The following is a 26063-nucleotide window of genomic DNA, read 5'->3' as shown; positions in this document are numbered from 1 at the left end:
GGTGCAGGTGGTCGGGGTAAGGGTGAATCTATCAAACCCGCCGCTCCCACGCTCCGCTTTTTTGGCGGTTCTGTGCGCTGGCGCGCTTACCTGCGGGGGCGGGCTTGCGCCGGATCGCGTAGTTCCACCCAGGTGGGGGCGTGGTCGCTGGCCTTGGGCAGGTCGCGTACCCATCGATCAACGCCGGCGTTTTTCAGGCGGCTGGCAAGGTCGGCGGAGAGTAGAAGGTGGTCGATGCGCAGCCCCCGGTCACGGGGCCAATGCTGCCGGAAGTAGTCCCAAAACGTATAAATGTGCGCGTCCGGGTGCATCGCACGGAGGGCGTCCGTCCACCCCTGATCGAGCAAGCGAGTATAGGCATCACGCGTCTCGGGCTGGAGCAGGGCGTCCCGGCGCCAGTTTTTCGGGTCGTAGATATCGTCGTCGGTGGGGACGACGTTGTAGTCGCCAGCAAGCACGACGGGGTAACCCGTGTCGAAAAGCGGTTTCGCATACGCAATCAGCCGTTCGAACCACGCGAGCTTGTAGTCGAACTTGGGGCCCGGTCGCGGGTTGCCGTTAGGCAGGTAGAGGCAGCCCACCAGCACGCCATGCGCGAGCGCTTCGATGTAACGGCTATGGATGTCTTTCGCGTCGCCGGGGAGGCTGCGCCGGCTTTCCACCGGGTCTTCGCCCCGCGACAGGATAGCCACCCCGTTCCACGATGCCTGGCCGGACCAGACTGCGCCGTACCCCGCGTCGTGGATCGCGTCGATGGGAAAGCCCTTGTCGGGCGCCTTCAATTCCTGCAGGCAGGCCACCTCCGGCTTTTCACGCTCAAGCCATTCGAGCACATGCGGCAGCCGGGAGGTGATCCCGTTGACGTTGAAGGTGGCGATCTTCATGGCCTTACTGTCTCGTCCGGCCCGTCGACGACCGGTGATGGCCGATGCCGTGTGACGCCCGGTCTCACGAACTGGCTACCCATCGTTCAACGGGGCGCTGTGAGGGTTGACGTTCCCCGATGGAGAACTCGCATGGCTAACGAAAAGAACGCTCCCCCGAAACATCCGGGCCAGAACGATGTGCCTGAGCATCCGCGCAACCCGACGCGCGAACGGGAAACTGACGCGTCTGGCGATCCGCTCGATGGCAGCGGCGAAGACAACCAGCAGAAGAAGTCGTAGGAGCAACGCATGAGCAAGGGCAAGACCGAAACGGTTCTTATCAACCCCGTGACCCAGTACCCCGGGCCGCCATTTGACACCCCGAAGCAGTCCGCGCCCGGCACCGTGCACAAGCTGCACCCGCCCGCCGACCATGGTGAAACCAGCTACAAGGGCCACGGCCGGCTCGCTGGCCGGCGGGCACTGGTGACGGGCGGCGACAGTGGCATCGGCCGCGCCGCTGCCATTGCCTTTGCCCGCGAAGGCGCGCACGTGGTGATCAACTACCTCCCCGAAGAGGAGGCAGATGCTCGCGAAGTGATCAAGCTGGTTGAAGCCGAGGGCGTCGCGGCCAAGGGCATTCCGGGCGACCTGAAGGATGAAGCGTTCTGCCGTTCGCTGGTGAAGCAGGCCGCGGAGGTGATGGGCGGGCTCGACATCCTCGCCAACGTCGCAGGCAAGCAGACCCACCAGGAAAGCATCGCCGACCTTACGACGGAGCAGTTCGACGCGACGTACAAGACCAACGTCTATGCCCTGTTCTGGCTGTGCAAGGCCGCGCTGGAGATCATGCCCGCCGGTAGCACCATCGTGAACACGGCCTCGATCCAGTCGTATTCGCCCTCCGACATCCTGCTCGACTATGCCTCGACCAAGGCAGCCATCGTGGCCTTCACCAAGTCGCTGGCGAAACAGGTGGCGGAGAAGGGCATTCGCGTGAACGCGGTGGCCCCGGGGCCGTTCTGGACGGCGTTGCAACCGTCGGGCGGCCAGCCGATCGAGAAGATCAGGGACTTCGGCGCGCAGGTGCCGTTGAAGCGACCGGGCCAGCCCGTTGAGTGTGCACCGCTGTATGTGCTGTTGGCATCCAGCGAATCCAGCTACGTGACCGGTGAGACGTATGGCGTAACGGGCGGAAATCCGCTCCCCTGAAAACTCGCGTCCGGCGGGCATGAATGCCTGCCGAACGCATCGCGCTGCGCACGGCGATGAAATGAACAGGAAAGCCTTGGGTCGTTCTAATCTCGCCCTTTGCCCCTGAAGGATTTTCATGCGCCCAGCGTTTGCCATGCCCACCCTGGCCCTCGCCGCCGCCCTGGCCCTGTCCGCCTGTGCCCCGGCGCCGCGGCTGGCCCGGAACGAAACCCTCGTGGTCGTGACCCACGAGCCGCCGCCGGTCGTCGAAGAAGTCGAGCCCGCCGGGCGCCCGGGTTGGGTATGGGCCCATGGTTACTGGCGCTGGAACGGCCATGACTACGAGTCCGTCGGCGGCCATTGGGAGCGCGATCGCCCCGGCTACCACTACGTGCATCCGTTCTGGGAAAACCGCAAAGGCAAATGGGTGCTTCACGCAGGCGTCTGGGTCAAGAACTGACCGAAGCCGAATCGCCAAGACGACCCCGGATGGCCTCAAGATAGTGGGCGCGTTTCCCACCCGTGAGGCTTGCCATGGTGCTCCGTCGGTCGATTCCCGCGTCGTTCTTCGGCATGGTCCTGGGCCTGGTCGGCCTGGGCAGCAACTGGCGTAACGCCAGCCACCTGTGGGGTGTGCCGCCGGTCATCGGCGAAGCGATCATGACGGTGGCCTTCGTGGTGTGGGCCGTGCTGATCACGTGCTACGCCATGAAGTGGATCGGTCACCGCGAAGCGGCCTTCGAAGAGGCACGCCACCCGGTGCAGTGTTGCTTCATCGGGCTGGTGCCGGCGAGCACCGCCTTGATGGCCGTGGTACTCGCGCCCCATGCGCATGGGTTGGCGCTGCTGGCCCTCGTGGTCGGCGGTGCGGGCCATGTGCTTTTCAGCGTGTGGCGCGTCGGTGACATGCTGCAGGGCGGGCGGGAAATGACGACGGTGACGCCGGTCATCTACCTGCCGTCGGTGGCGGGTAATTTTATTACGTCCATTGCCGCTGGCACACTGGGCTATCCGTCGTGGGGCTTGCTGTTTCTTGGCGCGGGGGTGTTCGCGTGGCTCTCGCTTGAGTCGGTCATCGTGAACCGCCTGTTCCACGCGCAGGCGCTGCCGGTGCCGCTGCGGCCGACGCTGGGCATCCAGCTCGCTCCGCCGGTAGTTGCCGTCGCGGCATGGCTGGCGAATACCCAGGGCGCGCCGGAGCTCATGGTCCAGGCGACATGGGGCTACGGGTTGCTGCAACTGTTCCTGATGATCCGGTTGCTGCCGTGGATCATGCAGCAACCGTTCGCGCCCAGTTACTGGGGTTTTACTTTCGGACTGACAGCACTTTCGGGGACGGCGATCGCGATGACGTCACGCGGACTGACCGGCGCCATCGCGGATCTGGCACCGGCGCTGTTCGTGGTGACGAATGTCACACTCGCCGTCATTATCATTGGCACCATCGTACGGGCCGCGCAGGACAAACTGCTGCCACCCGCCGCACCATCGCAAGTCACGGCCGTGCCGACGACCAAGTGACAGATTTGCTCATACTGCGAATATACCGAACGGGTTAAAGCCATGGATCGACGTGCCGCTACGCTATGTCCGGCATCGCCCCTATCCCCCAGATGCCGGCTTTTATCGCCGCGGCGCCCTCGAGGTGGCCGCGGCGCTTTTTCGTTGCGTCTTGTGTTCGGTGTACTGGCGTTCTTTGCCTTCGCGCATGTCCATGCGGAAGGCGGCAGCTACAACGTCGACGACGCGTCCGTCGTCGGCAACGGCAAGTGCCAGCTTGAGTCGTGGCTGCGCGAGTGGTCCAACGGCAGCAACGGCGTCTACACCGTGCCAGCGTGCGGCGTGGGCGCCGTCGAGCTGGGCCTGTCGCTGAACACGGAGCAGCGCACCCACGGGGTGACCGCGAACCCTGGTGCAAAGTGGCAGTTGCGCAACGGCGACACCAAGGGCATCGGCGTCGCGTTGGCGACGAATGCGACGTACCTGCATGGCCACCAGGAAGACGTGCAGGCTTACGTTTCGACGACATTTGGACTGGATGATGCACGCCGCGTGATGGTGGCGTTGAATGCCGGCGCTGACCGCATGCGGCATGATTCGACGCATAGTCTGTTTGGCGCGGGTTTGTCGTGGTCGTTGACGGAGCGTTGGGAGTTGCTGGTGGAGCGCCTGTGGACGCACCGGACGATTGATGACCAGGGTGGTGTGCGGTTTGGTTGGGATGATTCGAGTGTGGACCTGGTGATTGGCAGTGAGCGTGGGCCTCATCGGGAGCACTGGATCAACCTTGGTTGGAACGTGGCGTTCTGATTGTCGTCTGGCTCGGCTTCGCCTTCGACTCGGCGGCGCTCGCCTTCGGCATCGCGTTAGCTCTCTGGCGTGGTCGCAGTGGAGCCCTGGGTGCCCACCCTCGCTGCTCAGACAACGCTCTGCGTTCGAGAAGGAGAGCCGCTACGCGGCTGGTTTATCTATTGGCCTTCGGCCGCGAACCGGTGGCTGGGCGGGGGTTTTCGACACGGCTTCCGGCGATCTCAGCTGGTCGATGCAACACCGTAGTCTGGTCAGGACGGAGGTGGGCATCATGAGCAGAACAGTTCGGCTATGGCGTCATTTGTCGACGGCGGATCGCGAGCGTATCTGGACAGATTGGCAAGCCGGGGTGTCTCCCAAGGCCATCGCCCGGCTGCTGGAGCGGGACGGCGCCCTATCGGACGACGACAGTATCTGTCCCACGAGACCATTAGCCGTTTTGAGTCGGCGTGGGCATCTTCGTACCGCCACCGCGCAATCCGCTCAGGGACGCTCGGACCCTTCAGCTGACTGAGCGTGAGGAGATCTCCACGCGGCTTGTGCCAGGGCCATTCCTGACCTGCCGTATCGCCTCAGCTCGCATATCGTCACGCTGGGGCGAGGCGCCGTCATGCATCTGTCGCGAGGTGGGGCGCAATGGCGGCCGTGATCCGCCGCTATCGCGCGGCGCTCGAGGCCGATCAGCGCGCCTGGACGCATGCCCTGCGCCCCAACGATTCTGCTCGCTCGCCAACGTGCAGGTTCGCCTTGGTCGCCCGCAACTGGCCCATCGTTGGGCACCACAACAGATCAGTGGGTGGCTTCGCCCGGCCCTATCCGGAGGACGACAGTATGCGGGTGTCTCACGAGACCATCTACCGTGGCCTGTTTATCCTGAACCAGCGACCGCTTAAAAAAAGCTTCTGGCGCATCTTCGTACGCGCCGATCGGTACTAAATCAAACCGTTGCATCGACCAGCTGAGATCGCCCCTGCCGTGACGAAAACGCTGGGCCATCCATGGCCCACCCCCTGCGGGCCCGATCCTTCCAGCCCCCTCGCTCCACTAAACTCGCCTCGAGGGTGAGCACCCAGGACTCCTTTCATTCCTGAGGTTTCGTCTCGGAATGCAACCGCCCGAAGGTTTGGTGGTTACCACTTCGACGAGCGAAAGCCGTTGGCGTGAGTACGACAGCCGATAGTGCATTTGTAGGAGCAACCACCGTATGAGGGGGGGCGCCTGCGACAGCGCGGACGTTGCCGGCGTTGGCCTTCCGACACGACGCCTCTGCGATGAAGAGAGTCCTCGGTGCCCACCCTCGAGGCGAGTTCGCGGAGGCGAGGGGGCTGGAAGGATCAGGCCCGTAGGGGCGCGGCCATGGAGGGCCGCGCGTTTTCGTCACGGCAGGGGCGATCTCAGCTGGTCGATGCAACGGTTTGATTTAGTACCTCTGCCGGGGTCTGGAAGTCCAGAGTTTGCCGCGGTCGCTGGTTCAGCTCCTTGGCCACGGCGTTGAGCTGAGCCTGGGTGTAATGGCTCAGGTCCTGCCCCTTCGGGAAGTACTGGCGAAGCAAGCCGTTGGTGTTCTCGTTGGATCCGCGCTGCCACGGGCTGTGCGGGTCGCAAAAGTAAACCTGCACGTTGGTTGCCAGCTTGAATCGTTGGTGCTGGGACATCTCCGGGCCGCGATCCCAGGTCAGCGAGCGCCTCAGCTGGGCCGGTAGCCGGCGGATGTGCTTCGCGACGGCGTCGACCACGGTCTCGCTGTCACGCGCGGGAATTTTTATCAGCATTACGAAGCGTGATCGCCGCTCGACGAGCGTGACGATATGCGAGCTGAGCGTGCCAGCGAGCAGGTCACCCTCCCAGTGCCCTGGTACCGCCCGATCGTCCGCGTCGGCGGGGCGCTCGCTGATCCTCAGGGCGTCGGGGGTCAGGCTACGGCCACCCTTGCGGGCCCTTCCGTGGCGTCCCTGGGCCAGCGGATAGCGCACCGATCGGCGCGTACGAAGATGCGCCAGAAGCTGCTTTTTAAGCACTCCCCGTGTCTGGATAAACAGGCTGCGGTAGATGGTCTCGTGGGACACCCGCATACTGTCGTCGTCCGGATAGCGCCGGGCAAGCCACCCACTGATCTGTTGTGGTGCCCAACGATGGGCCAGCTTGCTGGCGACCACACGGCGAAGTGCGCCGCGGCGAGCGAGCAGACACTCTTTGGGGCGCAGGGCATGCGTCCAGGCGCGCTGATCGGCCTCCGCCGCGCGATAGCCGTCACGGCCGCCATTGCGCCCCACCTCGCGACAGATGCTGGACGGCGCCCGCCCCAGCGTCTGGGCGATACGGCGCAGGGAATGGCCCTGGCACAAGCCTCGTGAGATCTCCTCACGCTCAGTCAGCTGAAGGGTCCGAGCGGATCGCTTGCGCGGTGGCGGTGCAAAGCCTCCACGCCGACTCAAAACGTAATAGATGAGGGCGCCGTCCCGCTCCAGCAGCCGGGCGATGGCCTTGGGAGACACCCCGGCTTGCCAATCTGTCCAGATACGCTCGCGATCCGCCGTCGACAAATGACGCCATAGCCGAACTGTTCTGCTCATGATGCCCACCTCCGTCCTGACCAGACTACGGTGTTGCATCGACCAGCTGAGATCGCCGGAAGCCGTGTCGAAAACCCCCGCCCAGCCGCCGGTTCGCGGCCGTAGGCCCATAGGAAAACTGGCCGCGTAGCGGCCCTCCTTTTCGAACGCTGGAGTCGATGTCTGAGCAGCGAGGGTGGGCACCGAGGGCTCTCCTTTGGCAACCCGCCAGCTTGCGGGTTAGGCCGCCAAAGCCGCTGAAACCCCGCGAAAACACCCTACTAACCGCAGATCTTAACCGTTAAGCCACCTTCTGATTGCGTTTCATTCGTGTTAAGATTGGATGGCCAAACGATGAGCCAGCCCCCTCGGCAAGCCCCAGTCGTCCACTCGACTTCCATCTCAAGGGGCTCTTTCATGACTCATCGCCACCGCGCGATTCCGCGCCTGTCCACGCTTGTGCTTGCCCTGGCCGCTGCCATGCCGGCTGCCTACGCGCAGGACGCCACGCACAGCGATAGCACCAAAAAGGACACCACCACGCTCGATGCCGTGAGCGTCCAGGGCCAGCGTGCGCCGACCTATACCGCCGACGAAAGCAGTGCGGCAACGCGCCTGCCGCTTACCCCGCAGGACACGCCGCAATCGCTGAGCATCATCACCGAGCAGCGGATCGAGGATCAGCACCTCACCAACGTCCGTGCCGTGCTCGACAACACCACCGGTGTGTCGTCCAGCCAGTACGACACCGAGCGCGTGGTGTTCTGGTCGCGTGGTTTCCAGATTGAGAACGTGGCCAACGATGGCGTGCCGGTGGCACCGGGCCTCAACGCGGGGTCGGCGGATGCCACGCTGGATACGGCTATTTACGACCGCATCGAAGTGCTTCGTGGCGCGTCGGGCCTGTTGAGTGGCGCGGGTAGCCCGGCGGCATTGATCAACTTCGTTCGCAAGCATGCCGACAGCAAGACGCTGCAGGCGGATGCGACGGTGAGCTATGGCTCGTGGAATACGAAGCGCGCGGAGTTCGATATCTCCTCGCCGCTGAATGCGTCGGGCAGCGTGCGCGGCCGCGTGGTCGGCGTGCATGAGGATGGCGATTCCTACCTCGACCGCTACAGCAACACCAAGAACGTGTTCTATGCGGTGCTCGACGCGGATCTTGGCGAGAACACCGTGCTCAGCGTGGGTTACGACTACCAGAAGAGCAAACCCGACGGCGTGACCTGGGGTACGTTCCCCGCGTTCTATGACGATGGCACGCAGATCAGATGGCCGCGGTCGTTCAGCAGCGCGGCCAACTGGACGTTCTGGAACCAGACCACGCAGACGGCCTTCGCCGACCTCAAGCACACCTTCGATAATGGCTGGCAGGTGCACGCCATGGCCAGCCATCGGCAGACCGATGGCGACGATGCGTTGTTCTATGTGTATGGCTTCCCGAACCGCGATTCGGGGGAGGGGATCACGCCTTACGCGTACCGGAGCCGCCAGCACGGGCGGCAGAACATGCTGGACGTGTACGCGTCGGGTCCGTTCGAAGCGTTTGGCCGCGAGCACGATCTCGTTGTCTGTGCCAGCGGTTCGCATTACTCCAACGATGCTTACGAATACCCACACGGCGATTTGCCGGACGTTGGCAATTTCCTCGACTGGACGGGGCAGTATGCCTACCCGGATTTCGCCGCCACGGCGGATCGTGCCTCGCTGGTCCGGGTCGAGCAGAAGGGTCTGTACGCGGCGGCGCGCTTCTCGCTGGCGGATCCGCTGAAGCTCGTGGTCGGTGCGCGTCGTACCAGCTGGATGAACGATACTAATGACGCGTCGGCGGGTCTGTATCACCAGAAGCAGGACAAGACGATCCCCTATGCGGGGCTGATCTACGACATCACCCCAACGTACTCGGCGTTCGCCAGCTACACGCAGATTTTCGACCCGCAGGATAACCGCCGGGCGGATGGCAGCTTCCTGGATCCGATGGTCGGCAGCAGTCGCGAGGTGGGTATCAAAGGCCGTCATTTTGGCGGTGCGCTGAATACCTCGCTGACCTTCTTCGATACGCGCCTGTCTTCCGTGGCCGAAGCTGACGTGGGCCAGTTGCTTCCGGATGGCATCACCCAGGCGTACAACAGCGTGGATGGCACGCGGTCGCGGGGATATGAGTTTGAAGCGTCCGGCGCGTTTTCCGATGACTGGAACGGGACGCTCGGCTGGTCGCATTTCAACGTGAAGGGCCCGGATCACACCGGTGAGCTGCGCCCGGCCTTGCCCCGTACGCTGGTGCGCCTGTTCACGACCTACCGGTTGCCGGGCGCCCTCAACAAGCTGACGATCGGTGGTGGCACCAACTGGCAGGCGGCGAGCCACACGCCGGTGGATGGCCCGAACGGCCCGCAGCGCGTGGACCAGTCGTCGGTGTTCCTGGTGACGGCCATGGCGCGCTATGCGTTCGACGACCGCGCCTCGGTGCAGCTGAACGGGGATAACCTGCTCAACCGGAAGTACTTCGTGCTCGATGAGTACAGCAACCTGTATTACGCGCCGCCGTCGACTTATACGGTGTCGTTCAACTACCGGTTCTTCTGATCCGGCGATTTGCTGCTTCGCAGCAGGTTTATCGAATGATATCCGCCCGTTGACGCGGATTTTACGGTGCGCTATATCTGACAAAGGCGCCGCGGTGATTTTTCCCGCGGCCGCTTCCGCGATTGCATGCATGGGGCATGCAACGGCGTGCACCTCGCGATCGGTACCGGGACACCATGCGTCAGCGCAATCCCAATCCAGCGAACCCAGGTAGCGCCCTTGCGGAGCTGTCGTTCCCGTTCGTGCGGGGCGATGGCCATCCTATCCTCGCGCGCGCCAAGCTCAGCGCCCTGCGTTCGCGTGGCAAATCCCTCGCCGGCTACTCCCCGCCGCGCTAATCCGCCTGGTTCGTCTCTCTGATCGGCCCATCCTTTCGCCAGGACGCCCGGTGCACGTGTTGAACGCGTGCGAGCCGTAACGTCAGCGTATTCGTACGCCGAAGGTCGCTGGTCAGCATATCCGCAACACACGGCGGAGGGCCGCGTGTTGTCTGTAGCGACACTTTCGGGGTGGGGTGACTTGTGCATAACCAACAGATTCTGACGAAGAAGGCGCTTGTGCTCGCCGTCTGTACGGTCTTTGGCTTCATGGCGGTGCCTGCGTTTGCCCAACAGGCAGCGCCTGCCGCTGACGCGCCGGCCAAGGCCGAGAAAGACAAAGCAGAGAAGGACAAGGCCGTACAGATGAAGGCGCTGAGCGTGGTGGCCAACCGCTACGACGCCACCAACATGCGCATGGACTCGGTCAATACCGTGGACGTGCTCTCCGCCAGCGACCTGCAGCACACCGCCGTGCATAACGTGGCCGAAGCGCTGGGCCTGATGTCCGGCGTCAACGTCACCACCACCGGCACCGGCTATTTCGGCGGCATCGATGGTGCGGCGCGCGGCGAAGGCATGTTCGCTTCCGTGCGCGGGCTGCCTTCTGAGTACAACGTCAACCTGGTCAATGGCAGCAACGTGGCGCAGGGCATGCCGTACAGCCGTAGCGTGCAGCTGAGCCTGTTGCCGCCGTCCGGCTTGCAGACCATCGTGCTGAACAAGACCTCCACCGCGGACATGGATGGCGATGCGATCGGCGGCACGATCGATTTCCGTACGCCCAGCGCGTTTGATTTCAAGAAGGACTTCAGCGGCAGCATCACCGCCAGCGGCCGCAGCGAGAGCCGGGCCAGGGATTACGGCGGCAGCGGCCTGGGCAGCGGCCTGGCCGGCGAACTGCAGACCAAGTTCGGTGAGCAGAAGCAGTTCGGCTTCTATATCAGCGCCTATTACGATTACCGCAACATCGCCAACAGCGAGATCGGTGCGGCGGAAAGCGCCTCGAATGACGGGTCATGGGCGTTCCTGCATGCCACGGCCGAAGGCGAGAACGCGCCGGGCTATGACCCGCAGCACAACCTGACCAGCATCGGTACCAACGTCGGCATCGCCTCGGGCTTCGAGCGCCGTTACGGCGGCAACATGTCGTTCGACTGGAACGTGGACCCGACGCTGCGCGCCTACGCGAAGATGTCGTATGCCTATGCCCTGACCGAGCAGAACACCACCTACAACCAGCTGCTGCCGCAGGACGTCACCTACGTTCCTACGTCGACGCCCGGCGTCTACAGCCCGAACATCGGCCGGATCGCCAACCGTTTCTGGTTCGAGACCAATCCGGAACGGGCCGACCTGGCGACGATCCAGTTTGGCGCGGACAAGACCGCCGGCGGCTGGACGATCTCGCCCAACGTGTTCTGGAGCATCGGCCGTAACGACCGTCCGGAGCACGTCGAGATCGATGGCCGCGAAGACAAGTACTCGCAGGATAACTTTGCCTATAACCAGAGCTCGCTGCTGAGCTACGGCGGCAATCACTTCCCGTACCCGGTGCTGACCCCCGCGCTGCTGAACTCGGTCAACAACATCCAGAACATGTACGCCAATGACTATGGCGAGGTCACCCGCATCCGTTCGGGCCAGAAGCGCGGCGGTGCGAAGCTGGACCTGCGTTACGACTTCGAGGACGGCCCGTTGCAGTCGGTGAAGTTCGGCGTGAAGTACAGCGACAGCTCGCGTGAGTTCACCAACCGCGACTGGTCCACCGGCGGCATCAACGACGGCACCACCACGCTGGACGACCTCGGCATCTTCAAGGGCTATTACAGCCAGATCTTCCCGGGCAAATACCCGTGGACCACGCCGCAGGTGAGTCGTGCCGCGGTGGCCGACCTGATCGCCGCCCACGTGCAGCCGTCGGACCTGGATACCTGCAGCCAGCTCGACTACAACAACTTCAACTGCGACACCATGCGCGGTACCGAGGCCGTATCGGCCGCCTATGCCATGGCGACGATCGAGCAGGGGCCGTGGGAGATCATTCCCGGCGTGCGCTTTGAACATACCTCGATCCACAACACGTTCTGGACGACGCCGCAGGACACGGAAGGCAACGAGCTGCCGGGCTACTTCAGCAACAACCGCACGATCTATAACGAGCCGCTGGGCAGCCTGTTCATCAACTACCGCCCGGGTGGCAACGTCGTCTTCCGTGGCGCGATCTGGCAGAGCTATACGCGCCCGGCGTTCGTCCAGCTGGGTGGCGGCGAGCAGATCAGCGTCTCCAACGGCGTGACGACGATCACCCGCGGCAACCCGGACCTCGACCCGATCAAGGCCACCAACGTGGACCTCGGCGCCGAGTGGACGACGGAGCGCGGTGGTTACGTGTCGCTGACCAGCTACTACAAGAAGCTCAGCGATTACATCTACGACAGCGGTGGCGGCCAGGCCAACCCGAATACCTCGGGCGTCGGCACGGTACTGACCAAGACGCCGACCAACGGCGGCGATGGCCACGTCTACGGCATCGAGGCCACCTGGCGGCAGAAGTTCGAGAACCTGCCGGGCGCCTGGAACGGCCTGGGCTTCAGCGTCAACGCCACGCGGCAGAACTCGAAGGTGGACCTGGGCCGCGAGGGCTTCTCCAACGAACGCCTGCAGCAGGCGCCGGAGCGCATGGCCAATGCGGAAGTCTTCTATGAGAAGTACGGGTTCTCGCTCAACCTGAGCTACCACTACACCGGCTCGTACATCTCCAACTACGACTTCCTCAACCAGAGCTCGCCGTGGGATGACCTGTGGCTGCGGCCGATCCGCCGCGTGGACCTGCACGCCGGTTACCAGCTGGATAACGGCCTGCAGTTCGACCTGCAGATCAGCAACCTCACCAAGCAGTACCAGTACTGGTCGCATATCGGCCAGTACAGCCTGGTGAATTCGGATATCGTCGATGCAGGGCGGACGACGCTTCTGACCGTGAAGTACTCGTTCTGAACGCCCATCACCTGCGCGGAGTGGCTGCATGACGGGCTGGCGTGACAGCGGTAACCCGGTGGTGCCTGGTACGGCACCACCGCGGGCCATCGGCCTGTGGGGCGGCCTGTCCGCCAATGTGCTGAACATGATCGGGATCGGGCCGTTCGTGACGATTCCGCTCGCGCTCACCGCGTTGGCCGGGCCGGCCGTGTTGCTGGGCTGGATCGCCGGCGCGCTGCTCTGCCTTTGCGATGGACTGGTGTGGGCCGAACTGGGTTCCACGGTGCCGGAGTCCGGCGGCCCCTACCACTACCTGCGGGAGGCGTTCGGGCGTGAACGGGCAGGGCGCCTGTTCGGTTTCCTTTACCTGTGGCAGACCCTGCTGACGGCGCCACTGTCCATCGGTTCGGCGGCGGTCGGCTTCGCACAGTACGCGGGCTACCTCATGCCGTCGCTGGGCACGACCGGCCACGTGTTGCTCGCTGCCGGCCTTTGCCTGCTGAACACCGCGATCCTTTATCGCAAGGTGGGCGACATCCAGCGCCTGTCGCTGGTGATCACCGTGGCCGTGGTGGCCGCGTGCGCGTGGGTAGTGTTCACCGGCATCACCCACTTCGACCTGGCCACGGCCAGGCACTTCATGGACATGCCATCGCCGTCGGGCAAGGGCTTCTGGCTGGGACTCGGTGCGGTGTCGCTGATCGCCGTGTACGACTACGGCGGCTACAACAACGTGTGCATGCTCGGTGGCGAAGTGAAACAGCCGCGGCGGACCATTCCGATGGCCGTGCTGCTGTCGATCCCGCTGGTCGCCGTGCTTTACCTGGGCCTGAACATCAGCATCCTTGGCGTGTTGCCCTGGGAAACCGCCGCGCATTCCACCGCCGTGGTCGCCGAGCTGATGCAGGCCGTGCATGGCGCATGGGGTGGTGAGGTCGCGGTGGTGCTGATCCTCGTGGCGAGCTGGGGATCGGCGCTGGTCGTACTGCTGGGCTACTCGCGCGTGCCGTATGCGGCGGCGTCGGAAGGGCAGTTCTTCCGGCCGTTTGCACGCCTGCACCCGCGTGATGGCTTCCCCACCGTATCGCTGGTGTTCGTGGGGATCACGTCGGCCCTTGCGTGCTTCCTCTCGCTGGAGCGGCTGATCAGCATGCTGATGGTGGTGCAGATCCTGTTCCAGTACATCGCGCAGTGTTTTGCCGTGGTGGCGCTGCGTCGCCGTCGCGCGGATGCCGATGTCTTCCGCATGCCGCTTTATCCGTTGCCGATCGCGATCAGCGTGGTGGGCTGGCTTTATCTCGTCGCCACCAGCGGCACCAGCACCATGCTTACCGCCGTGATCGCCATTGCGGTCGGTGGCATGATTTTCCTTTGGCAAGCCCGGAGAACCCGCACGTGGCCGTTCCGCACCTGAAACCCTGGGATGTCGCGGTCGTCGGGGAAATCTTCGCCGACCACGTCTTCACCGGCTTCCCGCACTGGCCGCAACCCGGCGAGGAAGTGATCGCTGAGGGCTACGTCCGCGAGCTGGGCGGTGGCAGCGTCAATACGGCCTGCGGCCTGTCGCGCCTGGGCCGCCGCGTGCGCCTGGTGGGCCTGATCGGCGATGCGGATTTCGACTGGTTCGAGCACCGCCTGGGCGAGTTCGGCGTCGGCATGGGTGGCATCCGCCTTGAAGCGGACGGCACCGGCATCACCGTCAGTGTGTCGATGCGCGACGACCGCACGTTCTTTACGTACCCAGGTGCCAACCGGGGCCTGCCCGAGCTGTTGAGGGAACAGGCGGTGCTTACCGACCTGACGGTGGCCCGGCACGTGCACTTCGCCATGCCACTCTCCCGCGCGCTGGCCGCCACCGTGCTGCCGGCGCTGCGTGCCGCAGGCTGCACCACCTCGCTGGACGTCGGTCACTCGCCGGCATGGCTGCGCGATGCGGACAACATCGCGACCATCCGCGACGTCGACCTGTTCCTGCCGAACGCCGCGGAAGCCGCCCTGCTGTGCGGGCGCGACAGTGCCGATGCCTATGTCACCTGGGCGGTGGAAAACGACCTGCCGCGTGTCGTGCTCAAGCGCGGCGCCGCCGGTGCGCTCGTCGTCGCCGACGGCGCCCTCTGCCACGTCGCACCGCCCGTGATCGACGTCGTCGATACCACTGGCGCCGGCGACGCCTTCAACGCCGGCCTCATCGACGGCTGGCTCGACAACGAACCCCTTGGCCGTGCGCTTGAGCGCGCCTGCATCTGCGGCGCCCAGTGCAGCACGGCCCCTGGCGCCCTGGCGGCGCTTCCCCATCCCCCCTTGTTGAGGACCCTACGTGAACGGACGTACCGATCGTAAGATCGCCCTGGTTGGCGGGGGCAGCGTTCGCTCGCCCCTGGTGGTATTTGGTGTGAACGAAGCGGCGCAGGCCCTCGGTGCCGCCGAGATGGTGCTGTACGACCCGGACCCGGCCCGCCTGCGCGTGATGGTTGACCTGGGCAAGGCCATCGTGAAGCGCTTTGGCGGCGAGCTGCGCCTGCGTGGCGCGTCGTCCATCGAAGACACCATCGAGGGCGCGGATTTCGTGCTCAACAGCATCCGCATCGGCGGCATCGCCGGGCGTGCGGCGGATGAGCGCGTGGCGATTGAACACGGCTACCCGGGCCAGGAAACCACGGGGCCGGCCGGCGTGGCCATGGGCCTGCGCACCATTCCGGCGGCGATCGAGCAGGCGCGCCTGGTGGAGACGCTTTCGCCGGACGCGTGGCTGGTGAACTTCACCAACCCCGCGGGCCTGATTACCCAGGCGGTGAACGACCACAGCAAGGCACGCATCGTCGGCATCTGTGACACGCCGACGGAGCTGTTCCACAACATCGCCCGCGCGCTCGGCGAGCCCTACGAAGACGTGGAGTGCGATTACGTCGGCCTGAACCACCTGGGCTGGGTGCGCGGCGTGCGCGTGCGCGGCGTGGAACGGATCGACGCGCTGCTCGACAACGACGAGCTGTTGCGCAGCCTGTACCTGGCGCCGCTGTTCGACACGGACATGATCCGCACGTTGCGACTGATCCCCACGGAGTACCTGTTCTTCTACTACGAGCGGCAGCGCGCACTGGCCAACCAGCGTCGCCAGGGTGGCAGCCGTGGGGCCGAAATCGCCACCCTCAACGACGAGTTGTTCGCCACGCTCAGTGCGCGTCTCGCGGCCGGGCAGGGCGATGAAGCGGTGGACATCTATGCCGCTTACCTCAACCAGCGCTCGGGCTCCTACATGAAGCTGGAGGCCGAAGGTGGCTCGGCGTTTGACCAGGGCGTGAGCCTGGAAGGCGACCCGTTCCGCGTGGCGACCGGTTATCACCGCATCGCCATCGACGTGATGAGTGCGGTGACGGGCGCGAAGCCCGCGGCGATCGTGGTGAATACACCTAACCGCGGCGCCGTGCCCGACCTGCCGGACGCGGACGTGGTGGAGACGCTGTGCGACATCTCACTGGACCGGATCGAACCACGCCCGCTTGCGCCGCTGCCCGACGCGGTGGCGGGGCTGGTGCGTTCGGTGAAGGCCTATGAGCGCGCGGCGATCGCGTCGGTGCTGGAAGGCACGCGGCTGGGCGCCCGCAAGGCGATGCTGATCCACCCGGCGATCGGCGAGTGGACCCCGACCTCGAGCCTGCTGGACGCGCTGCTAGGCCACGTCAACGAAGACGGCGAGTGCCTGTGCCAGGGGCCGGCCCACCGGTAAGCCCCTGGCCGGACGTCACATCGAGGCGGCGGTGAGCCTGCCGATCTCGGCGAACCACTTCGTGGCCTGCTCCGGCGTGGCGCGGGCATTGGCCAGGAACACGACGACGACGCGTTTCTGGCCGTTCGGCGCGGTGATGATGCCGATGTCGTTGAAGGCGGCCATGCGCCCGTCACGCGTGCCGCTCGTACCGGTCTTGTCGGCGAGCTGGTAGCCCGCCGGCAGGCCGCCGCGGATCCGGTTCGGGATCACCTGTGCCGACATCATGCCGAGCAGCTTCTGCGTCGAGCCTGCCGACAGCAGCTCGCCGGCCTGGAGCTTGCGCAGGAAGGCGCCGGCGCCCTCGAGCGTGCTGCTGTCGACATGGCTGGCGAGGACGGCATCGGCGCCTTTCGTATCGAACAGCCGCGCGAGTTCGCCTTCGCCCATGTCGATGCGGATGCCTTGCACGCCCTTCGATGCAAGGAACCGCGTAGCGACCGGGCTGCCGCCGAGCAGGCGGAGCAGGGCGTCGACCGCCGTGTTGTCGCTCTGGGTCACCGCGGCATGCAGCAACTCGTCGACGCTGACGTCGCGCGGGCCGGCCTTCAGCGACGCGCCGACGGACGGCACGGCGGAGCCGTCGACCACGTCGGCGGGGCCCAGGTGCACGGTACGGTCCAGCGTGAGCGTTCCGGCGCCGACCTGGCTGAGCACGGCCGCGGCGATGGGTGCCTTGAACACGCTCATCATCAGGTACGGCCGGCCGGCGTTGACGCTCACCGACTGGCCGGCGGCCGGGTCCATCACCAGCACGCCAAGCGTCCCCGGCCGGGCCTGGTCGGCGACCTTTTGCAGCGCCGCCTGCAGGTGGGCGTCCGGGGCGGCGGCCAGGGCGGCGCTGGTCACGAGGGATAGCGCGACGCCGCGCAGGAGGGGCTTGAGCATGGGGGAGCACCTGTTCGTCGGGGTGTGGGCACGGTAGCCCCGGGCCTGGCCCCGCGCGTGTCGCAATAAGGGCATTTTGCTGACGGATTAACCATCACATCGTCTTTACGGCCGAATCGGCACCTTTCCAAGGTTGTGCCCGAGCTACCGGCCGGGCAGGCGCCAGCTTTGCAGGGGATATCCGTTTGAGCCAGAAGCAGTTAACACGCGACCGCACCATCTGGGCCGTCGTGTTCGTCATCCTCGCCGCCACCCTGGCGCTCGATGCCGCGACGCCGCTGGGCTACTCGGTATGGTGCTTCTACTTCTTCGCCGTCGGCCTGACCGTGTTCCAGTCGCGCCGGGACATGCCGCTGGTGGTCGCCTTCGTGTCGACCGTGCTGATTGCCATCGGCTACAAGCTCTCGCCCCCCTCCATCGCGGCCAGCTTCTCCGAGGTGAACCGGACCATCGGCGCCGTGTCGTTCTGGGGTATCGCGGCCCTCGTGACCCAGGCGCTGCGGGCACGGACCGCGGCCGAACGGATGCTGTGGCTCCAGGAAGGCCAGAACGCGGTATCGCATGCCTTGCGTGGCGAGCAGTCGCCCGAGGAGATCGCCCGGCATGCCGTGGGCGCACTGTGCGCGCGGCTGGGGGCACAGGTGGGCGCGCTGTACCGGGCGGACCGGCACCAGCTGGTGCTCTGCGGCGGTGCCGGCTTGCCGGCGGACCACCCGGGCACGCTTTCGCGCGATGGCGGCCTGCTGGGCGACGTGCTCGCCGACGGCGAACCGCGGCGCCTGGCCAACCTTTCCGACGCGCACGTCGCGATCGCATCCACCCTCGGGCGAAGCACGCCCACCGAAGTGTTCCTCATGCCGGTGACAGCGGACGGCAACCCGGTCGGCGTCATCGAAATCGGCCGGGTCGGCGGCACGGATCCGTTCGGCGCCGACATGGACCTGCTCGCCCGGACCGGTGAAGCGATCGGCGTGGCCCTGCGCACCGCCGCGCTGCGCGAACGCCAGAACGAGCTCCTCGAAGAAACCCAGCGGCAGAGCGAAGAGCTGCAGACCCAGCAGGAAGAACTGCGCGTCGCCAACGAAGAACTGGAAGTGCAGAGCCGCAGCCTGCAGCAGTCGCACGCCTCGCTGGAAGCGCAGCAGGCAGAACTGGAGCAGACCAACGTGCAGCTGGAAGAGCGCACGCACGACCTGGAACGGCAGCGTGCCGGCCTGCTCGCCGCCCAGGCCGAGCTCGCCCGCAATGCGCGTTTGCTCGAGGTCACCAGCCAATACAAGTCCGAGTTCCTCGCCAACATGTCGCACGAGCTGCGCACGCCGCTGAACAGCTCGCTGATCCTGGCCAAGCTGCTGGTCGACAACAAGGACGGCAACCTCAGCGACGACCAGGTGCGCTATGCCAGCGCCATCCACGCCTCCAACAACGACCTGCTGACCCTGATCAACGACATCCTCGACCTCTCGCGGATCGAGGCAGGCCACGTGGAGATCGTGGCCGAACCGCTGGCGATCGACACGCTGCTGGATCGGGTACGCGACACCTTCGAGCCGCTGGCGGCGGAGAAACACCTGGCCCTGCGCATCGAGATGGCGCCCGGCGCGCCCACGCGCCTGATCGGTGACGAACAGCGCCTGCGCCAGGTGGTGAAGAACCTCGTGGCCAACGCCGTGAAGTTCACCGAGTCCGGTGAAGTCGCCCTGCGGGTGGAGGCCGCCCCGGCGGACCGCGTGCGCTTCACCGTGTCCGACACGGGCATCGGCATCGACGCGACCCAGACCGACGTCATTTTCGAAGCCTTCCGCCAGGCCGATGGCAGCACCAGCCGCAAGTTCGGTGGCTCCGGGCTGGGCCTGTCGATTTCACGCGACCTGGCGCGGCGCATGGGCGGCGATATCAGCGTCGCCAGCGACCTGGGCCGCGGCAGCACGTTTACCCTCGAACTGCCCGTGGATGCCAGCGCGTTCGTGAGCGAAGCCCCGGCCGCCGAGCTCGCGCCCAGCACGCTGGCGGCGCCGGCTAGCCGCTTGCCATCCGTTACCCGTCCGTCAGCGCCTTCGCCGGCCGCGGCACCCGCGCCAGCCGTCTCCGTGGCGGACGACCGCGGATCCCGGCAGCGTCCGGGCCGGCTGATCCTTGTCGTCGAAGACGACCCGGTGTTCGCCGGCGCCCTGGTCGAGCTGGCGCACGAACTGGATTTCGACTGCATCGTCGCGGCGAGCGCCGATGAAGGCCTGGCCCTGGCCGCCGCCCATTCGCCCAGTGGCGTGCTGCTGGATATCGGCTTGCCCGATGTCTCCGGCCTGAGCGTGCTGGAGCGGCTGAAGCGCGACCCTGCGACGCGGCACATTCCGGTGCACGTGGTGTCCGCCACGGAGCAGGCACAGCTGGCCCTGGAGTTGGGTGCCATTGGCTACCTGATGAAGCCGGCCTCGCGCGAGCGCCTGGTGGATGCGATTGCCCAGCTCGAAGACCGCCACCAGCGCACGATGCGACGCCTGTTGATCGTCGAAGACGACACCGACCTGCGCAACAACCTCACGCTGCTGCTGGCCCGCGACCAGCTGGAGATCGTGGCCGTCGGCAGCATCGGTGATGCATTGAGCCAGCTGTCGACCACCACGTTCGATTGCCTGGTGATGGACCTGGTGCTGCCCGACGGTAGCGGTTACGACCTGCTGGAACACATGGCCGGCAGCGACGCGTTCGCGTTCCCGCCGGTGATCGTCTACACCGGCCGCTCGCTCACCCGCGAGGAAGAGCAGCGCCTGCGCCGCTATTCCAAGAGCATCATCATCAAGGGGGCGCGCTCGCCGGAGCGGTTGCTCGACGAAGTGACCCTGTTCCTGCACAGCGTCGAGGCATCCCTGCCCACCGACCAGCAGCGCCTGCTGCGCGAAGCCCGCAAGCGCGACGCGATGCTGGACGGGCGCACCGTGCTGCTGGCCGAAGACGATGTGCGCAACATCTTCGCCCTCACCAGCGTGCTCGAGCCGCTGGGCGTGAAGCTGGAGATCGCCCGCAATGGCCGCGAAGCCGTGGAGCGGCTGGATCGCGCGGACGTCGACCTGGTGCTGATGGACATCATGATGCCGGAGATGGACGGCCTGGAAGCCATGCGCCGGATCCGTGCCGACCGCCGCTTTGCCGACCTGCCGATCATCGCGCTCACCGCCAAGGCCATGTCCGACGACCGCGAGCGCTGCATCGCGGCCGGCGCCAACGACTACATCGCCAAGCCCATCGATATCGACAAGCTCGTATCGCTGTGCCGCGTCTGGTGCTCGAGGCGCTGATGTCCACCGAAACCGAGCTGTTCGACCTCGAGCTCAAGGTACTGCTGGAAGCGGTGTACCTGCGCTACCACTACGACTTCCGCCACTACGCGGTGAGCTCGTTGCGCCGGCGCATGCGCCACGCCATGAGCCGGCACGGCCTGGAACGGTTGAGCGACCTGCAGCACCGTGTGCTCCACGACCCGGCGTTCTTCGCCGAGGCCATGCAGTACTTCACCGTCCAGGTCTCGGAGATGTTTCGCGATCCCGGCTATTTCGCCGCGCTGCGCGAGCATGCCGTGCCGGTGCTGAAGACCTACCCCAGCATCAAGGTGTGGGTCGCCGGGTGCAGCACGGGTGAGGAAGTGTGGTCGATGGCCATCCTGCTCGAAGAAGAGGGCCTGCTCGACCGCGCGGTGATCTACGCCACGGACATCAACCCCAAGGCCCTGGAAGCGGCGGAGAGTGGTGTATTCGCGCTGGACCGGATGGCCCTGTTCAGCCGCAACTACCAGGCGGCCGGTGGTCGGCATTCGCTGTCGGATTACTTCACCACGGGCTACGGCGGCGCCGTGTTCGATCGCCGCCTGAAGAAGCAGGTGGTGTTTGCCGACCACAGCCTGGCCACCGACGCGGTGTTCTCCGAAGTGCACCTGGTGTCGTGCCGCAACGTGTTGATCTATTTCAACCGCGAACTGCAGGACCGCGCCGTCGGCCTGTTCCACGATTCGCTGGTCCGCCGTGGCTTCCTTGGCCTGGGCGCGAAGGAGTCGCTGCAGTTCGGTGCGCACGCGGCCGATTTCGAAGCGTGCAGCGCGCAGCAACGCCTGTACCGGCGGACGGCCGCATGAGCACGCCGTTCCCGCAGGCGGTGGTGATCGGCGCCTCGGCCGGTGGCGTGCAGGCGCTGCGCGAGGTGCTTCGCTGTTTCCCCGCGCGCTTCCCGGCGCCGGTGCTTGTGGTGCAGCACATCCCGCGCGACCGGCCCAGCGGCCTGGCCGCGCTGTTCGACGGGGAATGCCCTTTGCCGGTGGCCGAGGCGGAGGACAAGGAGCCGTTGTGCCCGGGGGTCGTCCTGTTCGCACCGCCGGATTACCACCTGCTGGTCGAGGATCGTTCGACGGTCTCTCTCTCGCGGGACGAGCCGGTACTGTACTCACGGCCCGCGATCGATCCGCTGTTCGAGTCCGCCGCTGACGTCTTTGGTGCCGGCCTGCTGGGCATCCTGCTCACCGGGGCGAGCAGCGACGGCAGCGCGGGCGTTGCCGCGGTGCGCCGCGAAGGGGGCACCGTGTGGATCCAGGATCCGGACGAAGCCGTTTCACCTGTCATGCCTGCGTCGGCCATCGCGTTCGCGGGTGCCGATGCCATCGTTACCTTGCGCGACCTGTGTCGCCGATTGGGAAGCTTCACGCCATGAATCTGTCGATGACCCTGCCGGAGGAACCGGCGACCGTGCGTGAGCTGACCAATGTGCTGATCGTGGACGATGTCCCGCAGAACCTGGTGGCCATGGAAGCGCTGCTCGCGCGCGACGACATCCGCATCCTCAAGGCGGCGTCGGGGCCCGAGGCCCTGGAGCTGCTGCTGGTCCACGACGTGGCGCTGGCCCTGCTGGACGTGCAGATGCCGGACATGGACGGTTTCGTCCTCGCCGAGCTGATGCGCGGCTCGCTGCGCACGCGCGACGTGCCGATCATCTTCCTCACCGCCTCGCCGAACGACCCGGCCCGTTCGTTCAAGGGCTACGAGACCGGCGCGGTGGACTTCCTGCACAAGCCGATCGACCCGCGGGTCATCCTTGGCAAGGTGGACGTGTTCGTCCAGCTCTACCAGCAGCGGCAGCAGCTGAAGGCACAGAACAGCCGGCTGGAGCGCGCACTGCAGCTCAATGAAGCGATGATCGCCGTGCTCACCCACGACCTGCGCACGCCGCTGTCGGCGATCAGCCTGTGCGCCGACCGCATCGTGGTGGAGACCACTGACGGGCCACTGGCCCGCACCGCGCATCACATCGAAACCAGCGCGAAGCGCATGGCCCGGATGATCGACCAGCTGCTCGATTTCTCGCGCATCCGCTCGGGCTCGATCCGCCTGGACCTCGCCAGCAACGACCTGGCCGCCGTGGCGAAGGCCGTGGTTGAGGAAACCCGCCAGGCCCATCCGACGCGCGCCATCGAAATGGCCTTCGAGGGCGAGACCGCCGGGTACTTCGATGCCACGCGCATGTCCCAGGTGCTGTCGAACCTGCTGGGCAACGCGGTGCAGTACGCGTTAGGCAGCACACCCATCCTGTTGGTGGTGGACGGCAGCGATCCGGCCACGGTGCAGATCAGCGTGCGCAACGCCGGCGTGCTCCCGGCCAACCTCGTGCAGCGGATCTTCGAGCCGTTCAAGGGCAGTTTCCACCAGAGCCGCGGGCTGGGACTAGGCCTGTACATCGTCGATCAGTTCGTGCGCGCGCACGGCGGTACGGTAACGGCACAGAACGTCACCGATGGCGTCGAGTTCGTCATTGACGTGCCGCGTAACGTGGTGCGTTGAGCCGCGGGCGATGGATTTGTGCAAACGATGGCTCTTGCATGCCATGACGTGATGCGGGTGGGCTTCTACACTGCCACCCCATGCGCACACATCTCCTATTTGCCTCGCTCGCCCTCGCTCTTGCCACGCCCGCTTTTGCGGCGACGCAGGATTTTGCGGTTGGACCCCAGTACGACAGCACCCATGTTTACGTCGCGCCCCAGGACGTCGACGCGTTCGTGGCGAGCTTTGCCGCGACCTTCGGTGGCCAGTCGACGAAGCAGGTGGTCGTCACCGTGACGCCGACGCCGTCGAGCACCAGCTCGCAGCTCGTGCAGACGCCGGTGGGGCCGCTGTCGGTGTTCGGCTTCCGCACGCCTGTGCCGTACCCGTTCGGCCTGGAGCGCAGCGGCTACCTCGTGACCAACGTGGATGACGCCGTGAAAGCCGCCAACGCGGCGGGTGCCGCCACGCTGGTGGCGCCATTCGACGATCCGATCGGTCGCGACGCCGTGGTCTCATGGCCGGGCGGGGTGAACATGCAGTTCTACTCGCACACGAAGAAGCCCGACTACGCGGCGCTCGCGCACGTGCCCGAGAACCGCATCTACGTACCGGTGCAGGCGGCCGATGCCTTCGTGAAGGCCTGGGAGCGCTTTGCACACGCCAAGGTGGAGTCGGACGACCGCAACGCCGCCGGCACGGATATCGGCCGCAAGGCCGGCACGTACCGGCGCATCCGCCTTACTTCGGGCTTCGGCAAGGCGACGGTCATCGTCACCGATGGCCATCTCGACTGGCCGTACGGCAGCGAGCTGACCGGCTACGAAGTGGATGACCTGGACGCGGTGCTCACCAAGGCGCGCAGTGCCGGGGCGAAGGTCGTCGCAGACGCCCACCAGGAAGGCGACCGTCGCTCAGCCATGCTGCAGTTCCCCGGCGGTTACGTTGCCGAAGTCCACAGCCAGCCGGCGCACTGACGCTACGGGGTGACGGGGACGCCCTGGATCAGCCGCTTGGCCAGCCGTGGCTGGCTGAACTGCTCGATCCACCAGGCCAGGGCGCGGCCTTCGGTATCGCCGCGCCACGCCACATAGAGCGTGTTCGGCTCGCGCGGATCGGCCATGCGCTTCTCCACCAGTTCGCCGGCGTCGAGGAGTGCCTTTGCCCGCGGCCGCGGTACCCAGCCCACGCCGAGGCCGTCACGCTGGGCGAGGATCTTTGCGCGCATGGTCGGCACGGCGAGCGTTGGCTGGCCACCTTGCGTGCCATACCCACGCGACATGCCGCGCGAGGAATCCGCGACGACGATCGCACGGTGCTTCGTCACCGTATCGGCGTCCAGGGGCTCCTTCGCCTTGGCCAGGGGATGCCGCGGTGATACCGCGAATACCCATTCCATGACCCCGAGTTCGTGCCAGCGCAGCTTCGGAATCGCCGGCGGCTCGTTCGTCGCACCCACCACCACGTCGGCGCGGCCATCGCGCAAGGCTTCCCATGTGCCGCCGAGGACCTCGTGCGTCAGGCGCAGGCGCACGCCGGAGTCCAGGGCATCAAAGGCGCGGATGGAAGGGAGCAGCAGTTCGAATTCGAGCAGTTCGTCGGTGACGATGGACAGGCGGTCTTCCCAGCCACCGGCCACCTGCTTCACGCGCTGGGTGAGCCGGGACACGTCTTGCATGAGCCGCGCCGCCTCGTTGGCCAGCAGCTGCCCGGCGGGCGTGAGTTGCAGGCGATAGCGGCGGCGATCGAAGAGCAGGGCGTCGAAACGGTCTTCCAGCTGGCGCGCGGCGTGCGAAAGGGTTGAGGGCGCCTTGCCCAGCCGGGCGGCCGCCCGGGACAGGCTGCCGGTCTCGCGGATGGCCTCCAGCAAGGCCAGTTCGTCTTCCGACAACATGTTCGACCCCATCGAACGTTTACGACGAGGAGATGGTACGCCAATCGACGGCATGCGGAGCAACCTATGCTCCATACCAACCCCACGGAGTCACACCATGAACCGTTTCACTGGCAAGAACGTTCTCGTCACCGGCGGCACCAGCGGCATCGGCCTCGCCGTCGCCCAGGCCTATGCCGCCGAAGGCGCCCGCGTCGTCATCACCGGCCGTGATGAAAAGACGCTCGGGCAGGCGGTCGCCCAGGTGGGCGCCGGCACTGTCGGCCTGCGTAACGATGCCTCGAACATGGCCGATGCGAAGGCGCTTGGCGCCGCGTTGAAGAGCCAGGACATCAAGCTCGATGCCGTCTTCATCAATGCCGGTGTCGCGAAGTTCGCGCCGTTCGACCAGGTCGATGAAGCCTTGTGGGACCTGACCTTCGATACCAACGTGAAGGGCGCCTACTTCCAGTTGCAGGCGGTGCTGCCGCAGCTCAACCCGGGTGCGTCCATCGTGCTGAATGGGTCGATCAACGCGCATATCGGCATGCCGAACTCCTCGGTGTACGCGGCGAGCAAGGCCGCCCTGATTACCCTGGCGCGGACCCTTTCGGCCGAACTGCTGCCGCGTGGTGCCCGTGTCAACGTGGTGAGCCCGGGCCCGGTGCAGACGCCCCTTTACGGCAAGCTCGGCATGGACGCGGCGCAGCTCGAGGCCACGGCCGCCCAGATCCAGGCGCAGGTGCCGCTGGGCCGCTTCGGCCGTCCGGAAGAAGTGGCGGCCACGGTGCTGCACCTCTCGTCGCCGGAATCGGGCTTTATCGTGGGCACCGAGATCGTGATCGACGGTGGCATGAGCCAGCTGTAAGGCGCCAGCTAACCGCCAGCTAAGCGTGGTGAGCCCGGGCTACCCGGGCTTCACCCGTTG

21 protein-coding genes and 1 pseudogene are annotated in these 26063 nt (G+C 65.9%); 18 read left to right on the top strand and 4 right to left on the bottom strand.

Going from position 1 to position 26063, the window contains the following annotated elements; translation table 11 throughout:
* Positions 1-95 precede the first annotated feature (95 nt).
* Positions 96-884, bottom strand: a pseudogene (locus FIV34_RS10710) (exodeoxyribonuclease III); the annotation flags it as partial.
* A 132-nt stretch (positions 885-1016) separates the two neighbouring features.
* Between FIV34_RS10710 and FIV34_RS20960 the strand changes: the two are divergent.
* From FIV34_RS20960 to FIV34_RS10685, 6 genes are all read left to right on the top strand, one after another.
* Positions 1017-1166 (top strand): hypothetical protein, encoded by a 150-nt coding sequence (locus tag FIV34_RS20960; RefSeq protein ID WP_170207582.1) that lies wholly within the window; start codon positions 1017-1019, stop codon positions 1164-1166.
* Positions 1167-1175: 9 nt separating this feature from the next.
* Complete coding sequence (locus FIV34_RS10705; RefSeq protein WP_139982543.1) at positions 1176-2078, top strand: SDR family oxidoreductase; 903 nt, start codon at positions 1176-1178, stop codon at positions 2076-2078.
* A gap of 118 nt (positions 2079-2196) precedes the next feature.
* Complete coding sequence (locus FIV34_RS10700) at positions 2197-2520, top strand: hypothetical protein (RefSeq protein ID WP_170207581.1); 324 nt, start codon at positions 2197-2199, stop codon at positions 2518-2520.
* Positions 2521-2594: 74 nt separating this feature from the next.
* Positions 2595-3581, top strand: a complete 987-nt coding sequence (gene tehA, locus FIV34_RS10695; RefSeq protein ID WP_139982541.1) for a dicarboxylate transporter/tellurite-resistance protein TehA — start codon at positions 2595-2597, stop codon at positions 3579-3581.
* Between the two features lie 144 nt (positions 3582-3725).
* Positions 3726-4370, top strand: a complete 645-nt coding sequence (locus FIV34_RS10690; protein ID WP_139982539.1) for a hypothetical protein — start codon at positions 3726-3728, stop codon at positions 4368-4370.
* Positions 4371-5006: 636 nt separating this feature from the next.
* Positions 5007-5306, top strand: coding sequence for a hypothetical protein (locus tag FIV34_RS10685; protein WP_139982537.1), 300 nt, complete (start codon positions 5007-5009; stop codon positions 5304-5306).
* Positions 5307-5764: 458 nt separating this feature from the next.
* Here the strand turns inward: FIV34_RS10685 and FIV34_RS10680 are convergent, their stop codons facing one another.
* Positions 5765-6943 (bottom strand): IS30 family transposase, encoded by a 1179-nt coding sequence (locus tag FIV34_RS10680; RefSeq protein ID WP_139979782.1) that lies wholly within the window; start codon positions 6941-6943, stop codon positions 5765-5767.
* A gap of 396 nt (positions 6944-7339) precedes the next feature.
* Between FIV34_RS10680 and FIV34_RS10675 the strand changes: the two genes are divergently transcribed.
* From FIV34_RS10675 to FIV34_RS10655, 6 genes are all read left to right on the top strand, one after another.
* Positions 7340-9508: a TonB-dependent siderophore receptor gene (locus FIV34_RS10675; RefSeq protein WP_170207580.1), complete on the top strand. Its 2169-nt coding sequence runs from the start codon at positions 7340-7342 to the stop codon at positions 9506-9508.
* A gap of 176 nt (positions 9509-9684) precedes the next feature.
* The gene (locus FIV34_RS20955; protein WP_170207579.1) at positions 9685-9846 is read left to right on the top strand and encodes a hypothetical protein; all 162 of its coding nucleotides are present in this window, start codon (positions 9685-9687) and stop codon (positions 9844-9846) included.
* Between the two features lie 249 nt (positions 9847-10095).
* Positions 10096-12825 (top strand): TonB-dependent receptor, encoded by a 2730-nt coding sequence (locus FIV34_RS10670; protein ID WP_139985873.1) that lies wholly within the window; start codon positions 10096-10098, stop codon positions 12823-12825.
* Between the two features lie 28 nt (positions 12826-12853).
* A complete protein-coding gene (locus FIV34_RS10665) occupies positions 12854-14221 on the top strand; it encodes an APC family permease (protein ID WP_139982535.1) in 1368 nt (455 codons plus the stop codon).
* Entirely contained in the window at positions 14203-15147 is a 945-nt protein-coding gene (locus FIV34_RS10660) for a carbohydrate kinase family protein (RefSeq protein ID WP_246058596.1), read from the top strand. Before FIV34_RS10665 ends, FIV34_RS10660 begins: the two co-directional genes overlap by 19 nt.
* The gene (locus tag FIV34_RS10655) at positions 15125-16534 is read left to right on the top strand and encodes a family 4 glycosyl hydrolase (RefSeq protein ID WP_139982533.1); all 1410 of its coding nucleotides are present in this window, start codon (positions 15125-15127) and stop codon (positions 16532-16534) included. The genes FIV34_RS10660 and FIV34_RS10655 overlap by 23 nt, the downstream gene beginning before the upstream one ends.
* A 15-nt stretch (positions 16535-16549) precedes the next feature.
* Here the strand turns inward: FIV34_RS10655 and FIV34_RS10650 are convergent, their stop codons facing one another.
* A complete protein-coding gene (locus FIV34_RS10650) occupies positions 16550-17461 on the bottom strand; it encodes a serine hydrolase (RefSeq protein WP_170207578.1) in 912 nt (303 codons plus the stop codon).
* Positions 17462-17646: 185 nt separating this feature from the next.
* Here FIV34_RS10650 and FIV34_RS10645 point away from each other — a divergent pair, with 185 nt between their 5' ends.
* From FIV34_RS10645 to FIV34_RS10625, 5 genes are all read left to right on the top strand, one after another.
* Positions 17647-20757: a response regulator gene (locus FIV34_RS10645; protein ID WP_139982529.1), complete on the top strand. Its 3111-nt coding sequence runs from the start codon at positions 17647-17649 to the stop codon at positions 20755-20757.
* Complete coding sequence (locus tag FIV34_RS10640) at positions 20730-21587, top strand: CheR family methyltransferase (protein ID WP_170207577.1); 858 nt, start codon at positions 20730-20732, stop codon at positions 21585-21587. Before FIV34_RS10645 ends, FIV34_RS10640 begins: the two co-directional genes overlap by 28 nt.
* Positions 21584-22156, top strand: coding sequence for a chemotaxis protein CheB (locus tag FIV34_RS10635; RefSeq protein ID WP_139982525.1), 573 nt, complete (start codon positions 21584-21586; stop codon positions 22154-22156). The genes FIV34_RS10640 and FIV34_RS10635 overlap by 4 nt, the downstream gene beginning before the upstream one ends.
* The gene (locus FIV34_RS10630; RefSeq protein WP_139982523.1) at positions 22153-23280 is read left to right on the top strand and encodes a hybrid sensor histidine kinase/response regulator; all 1128 of its coding nucleotides are present in this window, start codon (positions 22153-22155) and stop codon (positions 23278-23280) included. The genes FIV34_RS10635 and FIV34_RS10630 overlap by 4 nt, the downstream gene beginning before the upstream one ends.
* An 80-nt stretch (positions 23281-23360) precedes the next feature.
* Positions 23361-24239, top strand: coding sequence for a VOC family protein (locus tag FIV34_RS10625; RefSeq protein WP_139982521.1), 879 nt, complete (start codon positions 23361-23363; stop codon positions 24237-24239).
* Positions 24240-24241: 2 nt separating this feature from the next.
* On the opposite strand, the gene FIV34_RS10620 is transcribed toward FIV34_RS10625, so the two are convergent.
* Positions 24242-25156 (bottom strand): LysR family transcriptional regulator, encoded by a 915-nt coding sequence (locus FIV34_RS10620; protein ID WP_139982519.1) that lies wholly within the window; start codon positions 25154-25156, stop codon positions 24242-24244.
* Between the two features lie 97 nt (positions 25157-25253).
* Between FIV34_RS10620 and FIV34_RS10615 the strand changes: the two genes are divergently transcribed.
* Positions 25254-26003 carry an SDR family oxidoreductase gene (locus FIV34_RS10615; protein ID WP_139982517.1) on the top strand — a complete coding sequence of 250 codons (750 nt, stop codon included), beginning with the start codon at positions 25254-25256 and terminating at the stop codon, positions 26001-26003.
* Positions 26004-26063 lie beyond the last annotated feature (60 nt).

Source organism: Luteibacter pinisoli, assembly GCF_006385595.1.
Taxonomy (GTDB): domain Bacteria; phylum Pseudomonadota; class Gammaproteobacteria; order Xanthomonadales; family Rhodanobacteraceae; genus Luteibacter; species Luteibacter pinisoli.
The sequence above is the reverse complement of the archived record's forward strand: the minus strand, read 5'-3'. Positions and strand labels throughout refer to the sequence as shown.